We start from the raw sequence: 19,247 nt of genomic DNA, 5'->3' as shown, positions 1-19,247 counted from the left end.
GAGTAGACTATATTTTATGTTATCGATTACATGTCAACATATTTTTTACGGAGGGTTTCTCTATGGTAACAATTAACGAAATAGCTAAATTATGTAATGTATCAAATGCTACGGTTTCAAGAGTTCTAAATAATCATCCTTATGTAAATCCAGAAAAACGTGAGAAAATAATAAAAGTAATGAGAGAATTTAACTATACTCCTAGTTCTATTGCTAGGAATCTTAGGATAAATAAGACACAAACCATTGCTCTATCAATTCCAAATATAGATCATCCCTTTTTCGGAAAATTGGCTAGAGAAATTTCTAAAGAATTATTAAAACACAATTACAAATTGCTAATTTATCAGACTTTTTATGAGAAAAAAATAGAACTGGAATTACTTTCATTACTAAAGAATAAAGCTGTAGATGGTGTAATTCTCGCATCCCTAGAAAATAGTTGGGAAAATATAGAGCATTATTTAGCATATGGGCCCATATTACTTTGTAATGAGTATGAGGAAAATGCACCTATTCCAATAATTTGTTACGATGAATTTGAGGCTGGATACAAAGCTGTTAAACATTTAATAAACAAAGATCATAAAAAAATTGGCTTTTGTTTTGATTCTCTTAATAGTCAAGCACAATTAAAACGCCAACAAGGATATTTGCATGCCTTAAAAGAAAAGCAATTACCATTCAATAAAAATTGGCTGTTTGGAGATGCAATTACTATTGAAGATGGATTTAGAATTTTTCAGAAATTAGATAAATTAAAGGATAGACCTACTGCATTATTTACTGGAAATGATCAAGTTGCTGCTGGAGTCATTAAAGGAGCTACTATAAAAGGGTATTCTATTCCAACTGACTTAGCTGTTTGTGGTTATGATAATCAATTAATTTGTACAGTTACAACTCCAACAATCAGTACCATTGATATTCCAATTGTTGAACTGAGTAAACGTACCGTTAACGAGATTCTACTATATATAAATACAGATGAATCTATTAAACGTAAAATTATTGAATATCCTACAAACTTAATTATCCGTGAATCGACATAATTAAAACAAAAGTTTCTGCTTAAATTTATCTAATAAATAAAAAGAGGACGTAAATAATAATGCGTCCTCTTTTTATATCAAATTAAAATAATCCATCAAAATGCTTTTCACATTAAAAAGAATCACTTTCCAAGTTCATATTTTATTACATAAAGAATTGAGAGATTATCACTTAAGAGCCTTAACTATAACTTCAGTTGCCTCTGCAATGAGTTGATTATCATAAGTAGCTTCTTTCTCATCTTTACTAGATAAAATTGCGATAATAATTGGTGCTCTATTTGGCGGGCAAACGATAGCAATATCATTTCGTGTCCCATAACTTCCAGCACCGGATTTATCTGCAACTATCCAATCAGTTGGTACGCCTGCACGAATAAGTTTGTCTCCTGTAGCATTTCCTTTCATCCACCCTGTAAGAATGTTACGTTTATGAACCGGAAGCACATTTCCGACCGTAAAGGCTTTCAGATTCGTAGCAATTGCTTTCGCTGTACTAGTATCACGAATGTCTCCTGGAATAGCCTCGTTTAATTCTGTTTCAAAGCGATCAGACATAGTAACCCGATCACCCATCTGTCTAAGCGCTTTTTCATATCCTTGTGGTCCGCCTATTTTGTTAAATAAAATGTTCCCTGCAGTATTATCACTGTTACGAACAGCAGCCTCAGCAATTTCTCCTAGTGTCATTCCAGTATCTACATGTTTCTCGGTAACAGGTGAATAATCCACTAAGTCTTCTTTCGTATAAGTAATAACTTCATTTAATTTCTCAGTAGAGTTTTGCTGTAGTAATACCCCTGCCGCTAACGCCTTGTATGTTGATGCAAAGGCAAACCTTTCGTTAGGTCGATAAGAGATTGTTTGATTTGTACCAGTATCAATCGCATATACACCTAATCGTGCATCGAATTTTTTCTCAAGTTGAGAGAACTCTTTATACGTCGCCTGATGTTTATGCTTCACTTGTCCTGTCTTTTCTTTCGCCTCAACTTGCAATGGCCCTCCTTTAAAAGCTTCTAAGCTTGTAAGACTTAAACCAAATATACCAACGCATATACCTATTTTTAGCATCCTCTTATTTTTCAAAATCATCATTCCTTTCAAATTTTCAACATCTGTTTTTATACGTACACATAATAGACCATCTAAGAAACAAGTTTGTTCCATAAATTTAAAAATTTTTAACTAGTAGCCAAGATATTAACAAAATAAGAGATAGCAGCTACGAGCGCCGCTATCTCTTATTTCACATCTCATTTTTTTACTTATAAATACCTTTATATAAACAGGGTCTCTTCCCTGAGAAAAGTACTAAAATCTTACTAATTTTGCTTAGAAATACCTGTACTAGGAGCTCCACCCTGTATACGTTGCTGTTTCAAATCAAAGTATACATCTAAAACTTCTTTTCCAATTATAGAATTAATTCCACTTTTATCGTTATGCAGCCATGGAACTACTACAGAAAATGCTACTTCTGGATTATCATATGGAGCATATCCAACTAACGTTAAGTTGTAGCATTCCATACGTTCTCCTTTTGCATTTCTACCAATTGGATCATCTCCACCATATACAGTTTGAGCTGTCCCTGTCTTTCCTGCTGGTTTATATGGCGCGTTTTTGAAATACTTCACGCCAGTTCCATCACCTTCTTGGAATACCCATCTAAACCCTTCTTTTATCCGATCAATATGTTCTGTCTTCATATCAATTCGATTTAATACGACAGGCTCTATAGAGCGTATAACTTTGCCAACCTCTTCTTTTATTGATTGCTCTCGTATTTCTTGTACAATTTGAGGTTGCATTCTATACCCCCCATTAGCAATCGTTGAAATATATTGCACCAATTGCAACGGTGTATACGTATCATACTGCCCGATAGAAAAATCTAGTAAAAACCCAGGCTGACTATCTACTTTTCTAGTTTGTCCAATTATTTCATTCGGTAAATCAATACCAGTTGGAACTCCTAATCCAAATTGTTTAAAATAATAGCGCATCGTATCAAATGCTCCTTGTTTTATATCCAACGAACCATTTGGTACGTAATTAACTCCCGCAATTTTTAAAGCTGTCTGGAACATGTATACATTCGAAGATACTTGTAGCGCTCGTAAATCATTAATATTACCAAATCCGGATACATTCCACGATTTCTTAGCTTGTGTACCTTTAAATTTCATAGGTGCATCATAAAATTGATCTCCTGGCTGTATTGCCCCTGTCTCATATCCAGTTAATAAAGTTGCACCTTTTACAGCTGACCCTAGTTCATACGAAGTTGTCATGTTACCTAATGCCAAATCCTCAATCTCTAATTTCCCTTCTTTTTCTACAATCTTTTTGCCTGCCATAGATAGAATCTGTCCGTTATTTGGATTCGTCATGACGACAAAAGCTCGGTCCAACAGTGGCTCTGAACTCTTAAACGCTCTCAAATTTTTCTCTATACTTTCTTCCACTTTCTTTTGTAATTCCATATCAATCGTTAATGTTAAACTATTACCACTTTTTCCTTTAGATATTATCTCTGTGTTTATAATGTTTCCTGATTTATCAGTAATGTTTTTCACTTCTTCTTTTGCACCGTGCAAGACATCTTCATATCTTTGTTCAATATAACTTTTTCCTACACGATCATTACGGTTATATCCACGTACCAAATAAGAATCTAAGTTTTCTTTCGGTAATCCTTCTTCACTACTCGTAATATTACCTAACACGGAACGAAATAAATTACCATTTACATAATTGCGTTCCCAATCAACTGTTGCATCTATCCCCGGAAACTCCGCAAGATTTTCACTTATTCGCGCATACTCTTGATCTGTTACATCTTTTTTTATAATTTGTGGTGTTAGTTGATAACCTGAACTCATTTTGCTTTTAATAGCTAACACCTTTAAATCTTGTGCTGTTAATTCTGCCAATTCTAATTCTGTAACACGACTTCGTCTTAAGTCTTCTATTTTTTTATCTAACTCTTTTCCCTCTATTCCCTTATCTTTTAACTTTTCTATATCTTTTTTAGTAATCATTGTCTCCGCACGTTGCCTATTCAACTGCATCCAAAAATCTTTTTTATCGATGTCTGTTAATTTATTTATATCTTGTTCAGGTATTTCAAGCACTTTCGCTAAGTCTTTTGCTGTTTTTAAAATATCTTCATTAGTAATTCCCTTTACCCTTGTATACGTAATTGTGCGAAGAGATTTATTATTAACAACTGTTTTCCCTTCTCGATCTAGTATTTGTCCACGTGGAACTGGAATGCTAGTTGTTGCATTTTGACTGCTTTCTATTTGATTCTTATAAGCCTCTCCCTCTACGATTTGCACCTTTCCTAGCTGAACAATAATAGCTGAGAATAGTAAAAATATGCAAAGGAACATTATATTTAATCGAATAGATATATACGTCTTGTTCTTTCCTTTTTGATTCCCCATAAATCCTCCATTTAATTCCTTATATGTTACATACCGATGGCCGGTTATAAATATCGTTTCGACTTTTTTGCTAAATCCTTGTTAGCATTCATACCTTTTCGTTTAGCTACGTAATTCATAACTCTCCTTTCCTATTTTCTCTCTATTTTTTGTCGCTAGCATTAGAAATGCTAAACTATATACTGGCCCATATAAAACTTACACATAGATTTGCTAAAAACTTTTCATACTGATTATTCCTTTCTTCATGCTGTAATACTTAATAGACAATCTAAATAATAAAGTTGTTCCACATTTACAAAAAAAATAATTAACTATAAGATGAAATAAGCTAAAAAGGGAGGGTTTTATGTTACATACAAAAATAAAAAGATGGAGATTTATAACGATTCTTTCTATTGTAGGTTTGATATTAATAATTTTGTTAAAAAGCCATTTCTTTTCAATTACTATCGAAACTTCTTCGGCCGAAAGAGGACAAATACTTGATCGAAATGGTGTAATACTAGCTACAAATAAGAAAGTTAAGTCTTTATATTGCACTTTTAATGATGAGAAGCTATCGAAACAAGATACAGCAAACACATTAGCTTTTTTCAATCAATTTTCAAGCGAGTTTCAACATGACATTTCTACAGAGGACATAAAATCTCAATTACAACAATCTTGTAAAAAGCAGACTATGAATGATATACCGTTATACTCTGACATAACTGAGAATGAACTTGCATTCATAAACAAAAACAAACCCAATAATGTAATAATCAAAGATGAAGTGATTCGATATTATCCTAAACGTGAAATTGGTTCACAGGTAATTGGGTATGTAGAAAATGACCTTAATGTACCCGTTGGAAAAAGCGGGATTGAGCTGCAATATGAAAATGATTTAAAAGGAAAACCCGGAAAAACTCTTATTTTTAAAATGAATAATAAAAAGTTCTTATGGAACATTCAAAAAGTACAAAAAGGAAAAGATATCTGGCTAGCTTTAGACTCTAAGTTGCAGCAAAAAACAGAGGAAGCATTAAGATCTCAAATCAAGAAAATAACTGATGTTAATGCTGGTTATGTTGTGGTAACCGATGTGAAAACTGGCGCAATTTTAACTATGGCCAACTCAACAGTGTTTGATCCAAATACATTATATGAACAAGTATCATCTAAAAAAGAAAACATCAAATCACTTTCGCAAAATAAAGCAATTCAAAAATTAAAGTATGGTGAATCTTATGTAAATATGGCCTCAACTATAAAGCCACTTACTATTTTAATTGGATTAAACGAAAAGCTTTTTCAACCTGAAGATACTTATTTAGATAAAGGTATTTTTCAATATGATAATCAAAATAACATTACGAATGCACCTGGAACGCCAACAGGTGAGATTACACCGAGGCAGGCTATCATTAATTCATCTAACACATTTATGACAGCAAAAGTAGCTCTACCCTTATTCAACCAAAATAATGGGAATATAGAAAAAGTTGCACATATATGGACAGAGTATTTAAAGCAATTCGGCCTTCGTTCTAAAACTGGGATTGATTTACCTTTTGAAGAAGACGGACAATATGAATTTCATCCAACAAACAAGTTTGAAAATGGTATCTCCGCCTTATTAAATGCCTCTTGGGGAGGAAATGAAGTACACACTCCTCTTCAACTTGCTCAATATGCAGCAACTTTAGCAAGTAAAGGTGATAAATATAAACCTCAAATCGTAAGTGCTATTATTGATCAAAATGGTAAGGAAACAAAAAAGTTTAAACCAATTTTAGAAAGTTCAAATCGTTACCCGGTGAAATTTTGGAGTGTCGTGCAAGGTGGGATGAGCCAAAATATAGAGGAAATTAAAAACTTACCCTTTCATGTCGCAGGTAAAACAGGCATAACAGGTGCTCCGAATGAGCAAGAAAGAATGATAAACCATTCTCTTTTCATTGCATATGCTCCTATCGAAGATCCACAAATTGCCGTTTCTGTCGTTATTCCTGGTAGTAATTCAGAAAAAAACATTGCTGCTCTCGTTACATCAGAAATTTTAGAGTACTGGAATACTCTTCAATAAGAGACTAAAAACATAGAGGAAGGTTCATTAAAGTGAACCTTCCTCTTTACCATATAGAATCTATATTCGTTATTTTCCATTTACCTTCATGATCCTTTTCGAACATGAAAGAATATTTAATATCAGTTAAAACATACTCTTTTTGTACATATCCAGTATTACCGCTAATTGTCGATACTTTTATATATCCATTATTCTGCACTTTTTCTGGAATCCAAGCTTTTACCATTTCATTAGATACTTCATATAAAACTTGTGATTCTCGCTTTGGTTCAGCTAAAATTTTCGTTTTATTTCCAGTAACAGTTGCATATACATAATGCGCTTGCTTTGGTTCGTTACTTTCTGTCAATCCACTTGGTACTTTGTATGCTTGCTTTGTATCATTTGTAAATTCTCCCCCCATGGTAAGAGCAACTTGCAACTCATGAAAAATATCTTCATCAAATTTCAATTCATCCTTCTTATAACTCTTCCCTTTAAATAGAACTTCATCATTTAACGCTCTATACAAGTCATTTTCATTTTTTGAATTTGTACTTTGATATAATTCATTCATAAATTGTTTTAATGTTGGATCTTGAGCAGACTCGTCTTTCGTTTTAGGCTTAATTTGAGTGCTGCTTTGGACCGGTGATTTATTATCATTAAGCCAAGGTTGTTGAACGATAACAAATAACATTGTACAAACGAAAACAACTACAATAGGCAGCGCTTTTTTACGAAACGGTTTTTTATGTTTTACAAGATCCGCTTCATTATTTTCATATATAGACTGCTTTATTTTAAAAATAAACTCTTCTTCATCTTTACGCTTCTCCATGGGACCTTTTTTTAATTTACTATACCAGTCGGGATTTTGTTTATTGTTCATCACTACTACCCTCCCCAATTAATTTTGAAACCTTACTTCTCGCTCGGCTTAATCTAGATTTAACAGTTCCAATGGATACTCCCAGTGTTTCAGCCATTTCTTCATAAGATAATTCATATTTTGCGTCTAAAATTATTATTTCACGGTGTTTTTTAGGTAGTTTTAAGACAACATCCCACACTTCATTCATTTCCTCTTGCTTGAAAAACTCTCGTTCTGCCGATGGAGATTGCTTATCGTCACTAAAAAAACCTACTAATGATATCCTTTTAAAATAGGAGGATTTCAAATAGTTTATTGCTGTATTTCTTGTAATTTTTAATATCCACGTTTTAATAGATGACTCCTTTCGAAATGAATTCCAATTTTTAAATACCTTTATAAACACATCTTGCGTGATATCATCTGATAAGTGTGGATCTTTCGTAATAATAAATGAATAATTCCATACATCTTGCCAATAGTCTTTTATAACATAGTCAAGCTCATCATGAATACACTTTTCAATAAACGTCTCTTCCATTTCCACACCTCGAACTTATTTGAATAAAGATAAAACTACCCTCACTTTTATTATGGTTTCAATATATAGACAAGATACAAGTTTCATTTGTTCCATTGTTTATCTTTTTTTGATAGAAAAATCCTCCTAAAAATGTAAAGGTGTGCGATTACTTTCATAAAATAATTATCTATACATTCTTTTACATGACAGGCTCCTAAAAACAAGTAAAGCATACAATGTTAAAAATACACTCATAAAAAATCTGATTATTATTTGTGCATTTCACGCAACACTCCACTTGTATCACCTTTTTTCTTAGAGCATACTTATTTGTGTGCTCTATTTATGCTTTACTAAATAACCGTTTTGTTAAATTTTAAAATCCCCCTCACTTGTCCCTTTCAATTTGTTTTACTCTTCTATTTACTATTAGCAATACCAACCTTTCAAAAATGAAAACAAAGATGGGTTATTATTTTTATTCAGCCACAACAAAAAAGCATTCTCGATTAAGGAGAATGCTTTTTCGAAACTTAATTGTTCTTTGTATTGCTCAATTTATACCCTCGTGTGAAGCAAACAATGAATGTAGTAAAAGATTTCACCTTATAGTTACTTATTATTTCTGAAAAACATGTTTTACTTTTTCGCCTGGAACGTTACTCCCCCCTCTTCCTTTTACATCTTCGATCATCATGGTAACGATCATGTCGGGCGCATTTGCATCAAAAGCTGCAAACCATCCAAGTTCTTTTCCGTCTGCTTCCTTCGACTCCTTCAGTTCTGCTGTACCGGTTTTACCAGCAAGAGTTATACCATCAACCTTAGCAATTCTCCCCGCGCCATCAGGGTCATTAATGACTTTTATTAATGCGCTCTTTAATATCTCTTGATTCTTTTTAGAAACCACATTTTCTTTCCAATTCCCCGCTACTTTTGCTTCTTTTAAAAGATGAGGCGACGGAATATTCCCTTCATTCACAATCGGTGCATATGTTAATGCTAAATGAAGTGGTGTCATTAATACTTGTCCTTGTCCATATCCCGTGTCTGCTAGTTGAATATCATTTTTTATCCCATCTCTTGCAATGATTGAAATAGGAAATTCGTATTCGATTGGTAATTTTTCATGAAATCCGTATTTCTTAAATTCATTTACATACTGATCTTTTCCCATTTTCAAAGCTTGTTGAGCAAAATAAATATTATCAGAGTACTTCATTGCCTTATCAAAATCAATTGGACTAGCTTCCTTCACACGTGTTACATAATAATTTCCCCAAGATGAATCTTTTGCCCACTTTAATCCTTGAATTTTAAATTCTTCCTTAGGGTTTATAGTGTTTGTTTCCAAACCAATTGCACCAGTAATCGTTTTAAATACGGAACCTGGTACAAATGCTTGTGTGAAACGATTCATCATTGGTAGTTTCGAGTCGTTATTCCATGCTTCTCGTTGGGCTTTTGATGCTCCTCTAACTATTGTATTTGGATTATAAGCAGGGCTACTTACAAGTGCAATAGTTTCACCTGTTTTAGGATTGACCGCTGCACTAGATCCTGCTTCATTTTTCATCTCATTAAAGATTTTTTCTTGAATTGCAGCATCAATTGTTAACGTAACGTTTTCCCCTTCTTTTGCTTCTTTTTTTGCTACATTTTTAATCTCTTTTCCATTCTCATCTTCTATAAATACGCGTCCACCTTTTTCGCCACGCAATTTATTCTCTAACACTTTCTCTAAACCTGTCTTACCTACTAAATCATCTGCTTGATACCCTTTTTTTTGAAGCGATTTTAACTCCTCTGCTTCACCTTTCCTATATAACCAGTTAAGTGTGCCGCCGCTTCTCCTAATGGATACGTCCGAATATTTACTGGGCGAGATGCAACTCCTTCTAATTCAATATAATCATTCTGTCTAGTTCCCTCTTTTAAAATACCAATTGGTACAAAGGAGTCTGGTTTTATCCATTTCGCTGTAAGCTTCTGATCGACCTCTTCTATAGACATATCAAGTAATTGTGCTACTATTTCTTTTGTTTGCGCTGCCGTTTCGCCTAGTTTCTCTGGAATAATTCCAACCTCAGTCGCTTTACCATTCGTTGCAAGAGCTTTCCCATTTCGATCATATATTTCTCCGCGTTTTCCTTGTTCTATTTGCATACGTACTTTGTAATCTTTTTTCATAGCTGGAAAAATGAAATCTGGTGTCCAATCTATTTTCCAAGATTCCTTTTCTCTCACGAGTTTTGCTTCATGGATAAATGAAACTGTTCCTCCATCCGTATCCATCTTAACTTCAAAAAGAAAAAGCTCTTTATCTTTAGCATTCTCTCCTTTCGTTTTAATTTTTAAATTCTTAACTCCAATACCCTCATAGATTTTTTGATATTTCTCTGTGAAATCCTTTTTAGAAATCGTTTTTTTGGCACGCTCTGATAAATGATCATACATATTTGCAAATTTTTTATCATTCCATAAATTGATATATTCTTCAAATGTTTGTTTTGGCGGTTCGTTTTTATTACACCCTACCAACATAACTGCAAAACAAAAGAAAACCAGCATCCATAATTTTTTCAATTCAATCTTCTCCCTTTGTTAAAAATATTTATTCCTTTCTTGATATATTAAATAAAAAATGTTGTAACGCTTAATAGACAGTGTAAATAATGAGATTGTTCCACATTTACAAAAAATTTCATTTACGCTTAAGTTGCATTGGAAGAGGAAAGTTTGTAAGCTTCTTGCAAACATAAGGAGCGAATATATTTAGCGAACGTTATAAGTATTAGTGTTGTTTTAAAAAATTCATTTAAAATACCTTTTAATTCGTTTTCGTCGATATTATCTTTATAGATTTTTGATACAAAAATAGAATCCTTATAGTAAGGATTCTACAGTAGAAAATGATAGATTTATTTTTCTTAACCTGATGATTTGGGCTTTTAAAGTACATAGTACTTACAATTAGCATTATAAGCAAGATCCGCTACTTGCATCGATTAACTCATCAGTTATCCAACGACTGTCTGATGAAGAAAGAAAGCTTCACCTTCCGGTAAAGTCAACTTAAACTAAAGTTACTTCATATATTTCACTTAAAATTCCATCAACACCTACCTTTAAACAGTTCGTTTAAACTGCCCTGCCTTTGTTCAAAGGTATTTCAGCAATGCCTGTATTTTTCATCTTTAATATTTTTGTTTCTTAGCCATGAGTATAGTTAGAAAATCTCTAAAAACTATTTGATAATCTTTTAGAATCTAACTTTCTTATAATACTATTTGCTATTTCTTCAATATTTTCATCTAGAAAGAAATGATTACCTTCAAAAGAATGAAAAGTACACGTTTTACTTGTGTATTGCTTCCATTTTATTACTTGATCATATGTAGTATACTCATCCTTTTCCGCATTAAATATAAGAAAATCAATATCACATGGTTGTGTATTATTGTCATGAATATATGTCTCGACAATTTTAAAATCTGCTCTTAGAATAGGTAGAAAAATCTCTATTAATTCTTCTGATTCAAGTACCCCAGATGGTGTACCTCCCATTGCAATAACTTCTCTTTTAAATTGTTCATTAGAAAGATTATGTCGAATATTTTTTATTTTACTATTTGGATGATTTCTACCGGACAAAACAAGAAATTTAGGCAATACATTTTTAGAATCTTGTATTTTTCTAGCTACTTCATAGGCAATCAAACTTCCCATACTATGCCCAAATAAAATATATGGCGAATCATCTATCTGCATAACGATATTATTATAGACATCATTCACCACCTCTTCCATACTTTGGTGCAAACTTTCTTCAATTCTATATCCTCTACCAGCTAACTCTATCGGGACTACCTCAATATATGGATTAAAGTAATTTTTCCATTTTGCGTAACTAAACGCAGATCCCCCAGCATGTGGAAAGCAAAAAAGTTTAGTCTTCTGCATTGATTTTCTCCTCACTTTCAAATTTTTATATATTTTGGCAAATTGTATAAATGTCTTTAATTATTATCTCTTGCGGAAATTCATTCCTTGTTGCACAAGCAGATATCTTATAATTTGGATCAATGTTATATTGTTTAAAGTAAAAGTTTTTAGGTATATTCTTGTATGTAATTAAAGTTCGTGACTCTTTTTTTATAGAGAATGAATTTAACGGGGTATAAAGCCCTTTTCCAATCGTTTTTATATAACTTTCTTTTAATGTCCATAAATCATAAAAATAATTAATTTGTTCATCAGAATTCATATTAGATATTTCATAAAATTCTTCCTCTGAAAAAAATTCATGTGCTAATTTAAAAGCCTCTATTTCTGAAACTTTTTCTATATCAATACCCACATTAAAATTAGCAGTAGTACAAACCACCCATTCTCCTGAATGTGACAAATTAAAATGAAAGTCAGAAAAATTTTCAACAAAAGGTTTTCCATACTCATTATATATAAATCTAATTTCTTCATTATTAATTTTATACTTTTGGCAGATTAGAGATCGGATTAGTAAATCTCCTATCAGGGTCCTATTAATGTCGCATGAATTTAATAAACGCTTCATTCGTTCTTTCTTCTCATTTGAAACTAAGTTACTAAGTTGCTTAAACAAATGACTTTCAATATTCTTTGGTATTTTCACAGCTTGAATTTGTATGATAAATCACTTCCTTTTTTTAAGAATTACTTCATATATGAACGTTACAAAAATTCAAATTCACTTTATTAAATTGCATATACAATAGGAAAGGTGCATATTTACATATCAATGAAAATATGCACCTTTCCTCAGTAATATCATCAGGTATTCGATTCTATTACAAAGATTTCAGAGCATTTACATCTTACTATGGGTAACTCATTAAGATTTCTATGTCTCTACCAATTTCTTTTTACATTATCCCCTTAAAAAGTAATGCTCTTAATATATTCATTATTCCCTACACTTGATATGCAGGTATTGGGCTGCCCTTTTCGTTCATAGCGTTGCATCTTTTGTACTCTCTAATTTTCCGTTAATAAAATGGATCTCTCTTTTGTTCCTTCAAATTCCTTTAATAGATACATAGCTATTTTTTCAACTGCAGGGGAACCCACTATTTCTTCATGTAATCCAGGGACTGAATATCTATTTACTCTTCCTTTTAATAAAGGTCCCCAATCTGTAAACAACTCTTTTCCTTCCTCAGCACTAAAGTAGAGAAGTTCTCCAGAGTATGGTATTAAATCATGCTCTGCCATTATGTTCAGGCATTTCCTATGTGCATTGATAACTTGCTTCAAATTGATAAGATCTGCATCAGGCGGGAGTACTCCTTCCATAATTAATTGCTCCACTAGCATATCTTGTTTATGGACAAGGTCTCCTTCCTGCTCAGTAAGATCTCTAGGAATGAAATGCTCATATATATATGAGAGCATATCCTCACTCGTTTTATAGTCCTGCTTTGAAGGTACTTTTGTATCCATGAGTACCAACAACTCAACTTCCTCACCTTGATTCTTTAGTACAGTTGCGATTTCATAAGCAATTGCACCGCCTAAAGACCATCCTCCAAGATGATATGGGCCTTCTGGCTGAACATGTTTTATTTCTTCAATGTAAAGTTGAATTAGTTCCGGCAAGGTCAACTCGTCAATTTCTCCCTTTTCTATAAGAGGATTCTGTAAACCGTAAAATGAACAATGGTTCTTAAGTAATCTTGCTAGTTGAATGTAACAGAATACATTCCCCATAAACGGATGAACGCAGAAGAAAGGTCTTTTTTCTGATTCTTGTAGTGGAACTAGCGCTGCTACTGATTTCGTCATATCATGCTTATCACGAATAAGGCATGCGATTCCTTCCACTGTTGGATTCTTAATCAATGTAGACACCTTAATTTCTTTTCCAAACTTCTCCCTAATTTTTGAAACTAATTTAATTACAAGGAGAGAGTGTCCTCCTCTATTAAAGAAATCATCATTTACATAGACATCTTCTATCTGTAAGACATCCTGCCAGATTTTAATCAACTGATATTCAATTTCATCCCTTGGAATGATTGGTGTAGAGAAGTTATTTTCTCTTTGAATAGTTAAATTGTTCAATGCCTTTCGATCAACTTTGCCATTCGTTGTAAGAGGAATCTCGTCTACCTTAATAAAGTGTGCGGGAACCATATAATTCGGTACTTGTGTCTTGAGATATTCACGCCAATCATGCATACTACCATCTCCAACTACATAAGCAACCAATCTCTGCTCTCCTAATTTATCCTCTGTTACCAAAACTACTGCTTCTTTTACCAATGGATGCCTCTTTAGATTCGCTTCAATCTCTTCAAGTTCAATACGAAAGCCCCTAATTTTCACTTGATTATCAATTCTTCTCAAGTAATCTAAATTACCATCAGGTAAATAACGAACCAAATCTCCCGTACGATATAAACGCTCTTCTTCATTAAATGGATGACGGATGAATCGCTCTGCTGTTAATTCTGGGCGATTCAAGTATCCTCTCGCTATACCTGCACCACCAATATATAGCTCACCTGTTACACCAACGGGAACAGGTAACATATTTTTATCCAATACATAAGTTTTAACGTTCGGCAACGGACGCCCAATCGTTACTCTCTTACTATCTTTTTTGATATGATAGCATGTTGCATCAACTGTACATTCTGTAGGACCGTATACGTTATAAAAATCAATTTTTCCGGTCTCTACTAGCTGTTCCCATAATGACGGCATGATTGCTTCACCACCGACTAATATCTTACTTGGTACATGAACATCAGCACTTATTTCTAGCAATCCTCCATCTATAAGTAATTGAAGTAATGAAGGTGTCATATCAAACATTTCCAATTTATTCTCCCTAATATAGGACACAAATTGTTCCGGATTAGTGCGAACTTCACTTGGGATAATATATAAACTTGAACCATAAAGCAACATTTGTAATTGCTGAATAGATACATCAAAGGCAATTGACGCATTCAAACCGACGCGCATATTACTAGGTATCTCATGTGAGAAAACTTCTTTTCGTAAACCATATGATAGGTTTATTACAGAATGGTGCTGTACTAAAGCCCCCTTTGGATTCCCTGTCGAACCAGAAGTATAGATAACATACGCTAAGTTTTCCCCTGTTACCTCACATATTGGTGAAAGTTTGCTTTCTTGAGAAAGCATTGCTTGGTCCCTACCTAGGCAAACTGTCTTGATTTCTTTAGGTATCCATCCTAGTAATACCTCATTCGTAACTAACACTTTAATTCCTGTGTCTTCTAAAATATATTGCAGGCGGCTTTCCGGATTCAATGGATCCAACGGAACATAGGCTGCTCCAGCCTTCCAAATTCCCATGAGACCAACAACCATCTCAACTGAACGCTCAAAGCAAAGGCCAACTAATGACTCTGTTCCAATTCCATATTTCTGTAGATGATGGGCCAATTGATTAGCTCTTTCATTCAACTCCCGATACGTTAGTTGCTGTTTTTCATCCACTACTGCCACCGCATCTGGTGTACGATTCACTTGCTCTTCGAATAGTTGATGAATTACATTCTCACGTGGATAGGGTATTGTATTATCATTCCATTCGTCCAAAACTTGCTTTTGTTCAGCTTCCGTAATATATACAAGTTCCGACAGAGTTTGATCAATGTTTTTGAGCATTTGCATTAATACTTGGCGTAAATGACCCAACATTCTTTTAATAGTTAATTTATTAAACTTACTACGGTCATACATTAACTTTAACGATAACTGGAGTCCTGGAACTACAGCCAACCCTAATGGGTAGTGGGTTTGTTCTACTCCTTCCAATTCACCAATTTCCAGATTTCCTGAAGACTCCTCTTTCACCGGATAATTTTCAAACACATATAAACTATTGAACAGCGGTGTTCCTCTAGGAACTTCACTCCACCCCTGAATCTCTGTCAAAGAAGCATACTCATATTGTCTTCTTTCTATCTCTTCCTCTTGTATCTTCTGCAACCAATCTATTACTTTTATATCATCCATCAATTGAATTCGCGTCGGTGACGTTGTAATGAAAGGACCTACGATGTTTTCAACATCAATAATCTCCGTAGAACGCCCTGAGCTTGTTACACCAAAAACAATGTCATTTTCTCCACTATATCGGCTCATGAGATATGCCCATGCACCTTGAATTACTGTACTCAAAGTAAGTTTATTGCGTTTCGCCCATCCTTGTAACGCTTGAGTCTGCTCTTCTGATAAATACGTAACCTTCTCTGTGTAACCTTTTTCTTCCTCTTTACTTTCTAAGCCCAGCAAAGTTGGCGCAGTAAAACCTTTTAGCTTCTCTCTCCAGAATTGTTCCGCCCGCTCCTTATCTTGCTCTCTTAACCATTGGATATATTTCTTATATGGTGAGGACTTAGGTAACTTCACAGCTTCTCCATTCATTCTCTTCTGATAAACTGTAAGTAATTCATTAAATACTAATGGTAAACTCCATCCATCCAGTAAAATATGGTGATGGGTCCAAACAATCCGATATTCTTCCTCACCTTCTTGAATGACTGTTACCCGCATCAATGGTGCTTCATCAAATTGGAAGGCTTGTTTTCGATCTAATGCCAAAAAGACTTTTCTTTTTTCCTCGATCTCTTCACTTGTCATTGTACGCCAGTCTTCTTTGTTCACTTTAAATGGGATATTTTCATACACCACTTGTACAGGTTCTTCAATTTCGTCCCATACAAATGCTGTACGAAAAATTTCATGCCGCTGAATTACAGATTTCCACGCCTGCTCAAATGTAGGAATATTCATTTTTCCTCGAATCATAAAACTCAATTGCACTATATACGGTGCAACATGTTCATCCCCTTGGTCATGCAATGTGTGGAAAATCATACCTTCTTGCAAAGGTGATAGTGGATATAAATCGGTAATCTGATTGTTCTTTCCGCGATGCATTTTGTTTAGTACATTTGTCAAACCTTCTTGGCTAAGATTAGCCATTGCAAAATCCGAAATGGTCAGTGCAGATTCTCTATCTGAAAATTGAATCAATGTACTCAGTTGATATAGCATATTCTGTGCAATACTTTGAATCGTTGATTTGGCAAATTGTCCAACATTGTATACCCAAGTGAACTGAAGTTTTCCATCCGTTACAACCCCAATTACATCAATTACATGCGATCGTTTGGAACCGGCAGCATGATCTAAACGCTTAAATTCGTTCTCCGGAATAAACATTGCATCGCTAGAAAACATTTGGTCAAATTGTCCAAGATAGTTAAAACTAATAGACGGTGTATATTGGGAGCTTAATTGCTCACACATTGTTGCGTTCATGTAACGCAACACCCCATAATCAACACCCTTATTAGGAATTTTGCGAACTTGTTCTTTAACTGCTTTTAATGCTGCAATTGGCGTATTAGCACTAGTAATATTTAAATGAACTGGGTAAATACTTGTAAACCATCCCACAGTTCTCGATAAATCAACATCTTCAATAATCTCTTCTCGACCATGTCCCTCTAAATCTACGCTCAATATCGGCTGCCCCGTACATGCTGCCGTAGCTTGTACTAATGCTGCTAATAATACTTCATTGATTTGGACACGGTGAGTGCTTAAAGTCTCTTGCAATAACATACGGGTCTCATTCTCATTTAACACCACAGTAATTTCCTCAGTTACTGCGCTTACTGGATTACTTATAGTACCATCTACCGGCAATTTAACTACGTCTTGTTCAGCCTGCTCCTCCCAGTAATGTAGCACTTCTTTTGATAGTCCAGTTTCAGCGTAATGATGTAATTTCTCCGACCATTCTTTAAAAGATGTACTCTTCATAGGTAATTGAATTTTCTGCCCTTGGACTACTTGCGTATATGCTGTTTGCAAATCTTCCAATAAAATTCGCCAAGAAACACCATCCACGGCTAAATGATGAATTGTCCAAAATAATCGGCCAGCGTGCTCACCTTCATCAAAATACACCATTCTCATTAGCGGACCATCATGTAAATTCAAACTTTCTTGTGCAACATTAATCTCTTTTTGAATAACCTGATGCCAATCAGCTTCCGGCACTTCGTCTAATGAAATGACAGTAAGCATCAATTGTTCTTCTATTCCTTCATTCCACTGTTTCCAAACCCCATTAGGCAAACGTTCATATCTTAAACGCAGAGCATCATGATGAAGTAGAAGGTTACCTGCCGCCTTTTCCAGTGATCCTATGTCCAATTTCTCTTTCGTTCTAAAGAACATGGATTGATTCCAATGATGTGGGTTAGGATGATTTTGTGCAAAAAACCTTTGCTGAATAGGTGTAAGTATCGTCTCTCCAGTTATAATTCCCTGTTCAGCTTGTACACCTTGTTCTTCTTTGACTACTTGCGCCAACTCAGCAATCGTTTGGTGTTCAAATATTTGTTTTGGTGTCAATTGTAAACCAACTTGCTTCGCGCGCGAGACAATCTGAATGCTAAGAATTGAATCTCCACCAATTTCAAAGAAGTTATCATTCATACCAATACGTTTTGAACCTAGCACACGTTCCCAAATGATAGAAAGCTTATGTTCACGTTCATTTCTTGGGGCCACGTATCCTTCTTTTGTTCCTTGATAATCTGGTATAGGTAACGATTTCCGATCAACCTTTCCATTTATGGTTAGCGGTAATTCTTTCATTTCGACAAAGTAGGAAGGTATCATATGGATTGGCAGTTTTGTTTTAAGATACTCTCGCCATTCTTCTAAACTGCCTTCGCCCACTACATAAGCTACCAGCCTCTTATCTCCCGACTGATTTTCCCTAACCATTACAACTGCCTCTTTTACTAAGTAATGCTCCTGTAAGGTCGACTCAATCTCTCCAAGTTCAATTCGAAATCCTCTAATCTTCACTTGATTATCCATTCTTCCTAAGTAGGCTATATTACCATCAGGAAGATATCTCACAAGATCACCTGTTCTATATAACCTCTCGCCTTCTTTGAATGGATGAGAAATAAATCGTTCGGATGTTAACTCTGGACGATTCAAGTACCCCCTTGCTAGACCTGCTCCTCCGATATAAAGTTCCCCCATCACACCAACTGGAACTGGCAACCTATTTCTATCTAATACATAAGTTTGGATGTTAGGCAATGGACGCCCAATTGTTACTCTCTTACTATCTTTTTTAATATGATAGCATGTTGCATCAACCGTACATTCTGTAGGACCATATACATTATAAAACTGTATTTTATCAGTCTCTACTAGCTGTTCCCATAATGACGGC

General features: G+C 34.3%; 9 protein-coding genes and 2 pseudogenes. 2 read left to right on the top strand and 9 right to left on the bottom strand.

The features are described from left to right. The first annotated feature begins 62 nt into the window (after positions 1–62). Entirely contained in the window at positions 63–1,052 is a 990-nt protein-coding gene (locus GFJ36_RS13205) for a LacI family DNA-binding transcriptional regulator (protein ID WP_087986158.1), read from the top strand. Between the two features lie 168 nt (positions 1,053–1,220). Here GFJ36_RS13205 and bla read toward each other — a convergent pair whose 3' ends face one another. Beyond that, positions 1,221–2,147, bottom strand: coding sequence for a class A beta-lactamase Bla1 (gene bla, locus GFJ36_RS13200; RefSeq protein WP_371399579.1), 927 nt, complete (start codon positions 2,145–2,147; stop codon positions 1,221–1,223). 230 nt (positions 2,148–2,377) lie between these two features. Continuing rightward, positions 2,378–4,507: a peptidoglycan D,D-transpeptidase FtsI family protein gene (locus tag GFJ36_RS13195; protein WP_087986159.1), complete on the bottom strand. Its 2,130-nt coding sequence runs from the start codon at positions 4,505–4,507 to the stop codon at positions 2,378–2,380. 349 nt (positions 4,508–4,856) lie between these two features. Here GFJ36_RS13195 and GFJ36_RS13190 point away from each other — a divergent pair, with 349 nt between their 5' ends. After that, complete coding sequence (locus GFJ36_RS13190) at positions 4,857–6,578, top strand: peptidoglycan D,D-transpeptidase FtsI family protein (RefSeq protein ID WP_087986160.1); 1,722 nt, start codon at positions 4,857–4,859, stop codon at positions 6,576–6,578. A gap of 46 nt (positions 6,579–6,624) precedes the next feature. Here the strand turns inward: GFJ36_RS13190 and GFJ36_RS13185 are convergent, their stop codons facing one another. The 7 genes and pseudogenes from GFJ36_RS13185 to GFJ36_RS29610 all read right to left on the bottom strand — a co-directional run. Beyond that, positions 6,625–7,452 (bottom strand): anti-sigma factor, encoded by an 828-nt coding sequence (locus GFJ36_RS13185; protein ID WP_097891201.1) that lies wholly within the window; start codon positions 7,450–7,452, stop codon positions 6,625–6,627. Next, positions 7,442–7,975 (bottom strand): RNA polymerase sigma factor, encoded by a 534-nt coding sequence (locus tag GFJ36_RS13180; RefSeq protein ID WP_060488847.1) that lies wholly within the window; start codon positions 7,973–7,975, stop codon positions 7,442–7,444. The genes GFJ36_RS13185 and GFJ36_RS13180 overlap by 11 nt, the downstream gene beginning before the upstream one ends. Positions 7,976–8,576: 601 nt before the next feature. Next, a pseudogene (locus GFJ36_RS13175) lies at positions 8,577–10,543 on the bottom strand (penicillin-binding transpeptidase domain-containing protein). 393 nt (positions 10,544–10,936) lie between these two features. Further along, positions 10,937–11,008: pseudogene (locus GFJ36_RS30095) on the bottom strand (SDR family oxidoreductase); the annotation flags it as partial. A 189-nt stretch (positions 11,009–11,197) separates the two neighbouring features. Continuing rightward, positions 11,198–11,920: a thioesterase II family protein gene (locus tag GFJ36_RS13170; protein ID WP_060488842.1), complete on the bottom strand. Its 723-nt coding sequence runs from the start codon at positions 11,918–11,920 to the stop codon at positions 11,198–11,200. Between the two features lie 25 nt (positions 11,921–11,945). Beyond that, complete coding sequence (locus GFJ36_RS13165; protein ID WP_087986163.1) at positions 11,946–12,611, bottom strand: 4'-phosphopantetheinyl transferase family protein; 666 nt, start codon at positions 12,609–12,611, stop codon at positions 11,946–11,948. 362 nt (positions 12,612–12,973) lie between these two features. Next, on the bottom strand, positions 12,974–19,247 hold a 6,274-nt coding region (locus GFJ36_RS29610), incomplete at its 5' end, for a non-ribosomal peptide synthetase (RefSeq protein ID WP_242015992.1).

Origin of the sequence: Bacillus sp. EE-W1, from assembly GCF_009760835.1 — a bacterium.
GTDB lineage: Bacteria > Bacillota > Bacilli > Bacillales > Bacillaceae_G > Bacillus_A > Bacillus_A wiedmannii.
This window is presented reverse-complemented; position numbering and strand designations above follow the sequence as displayed.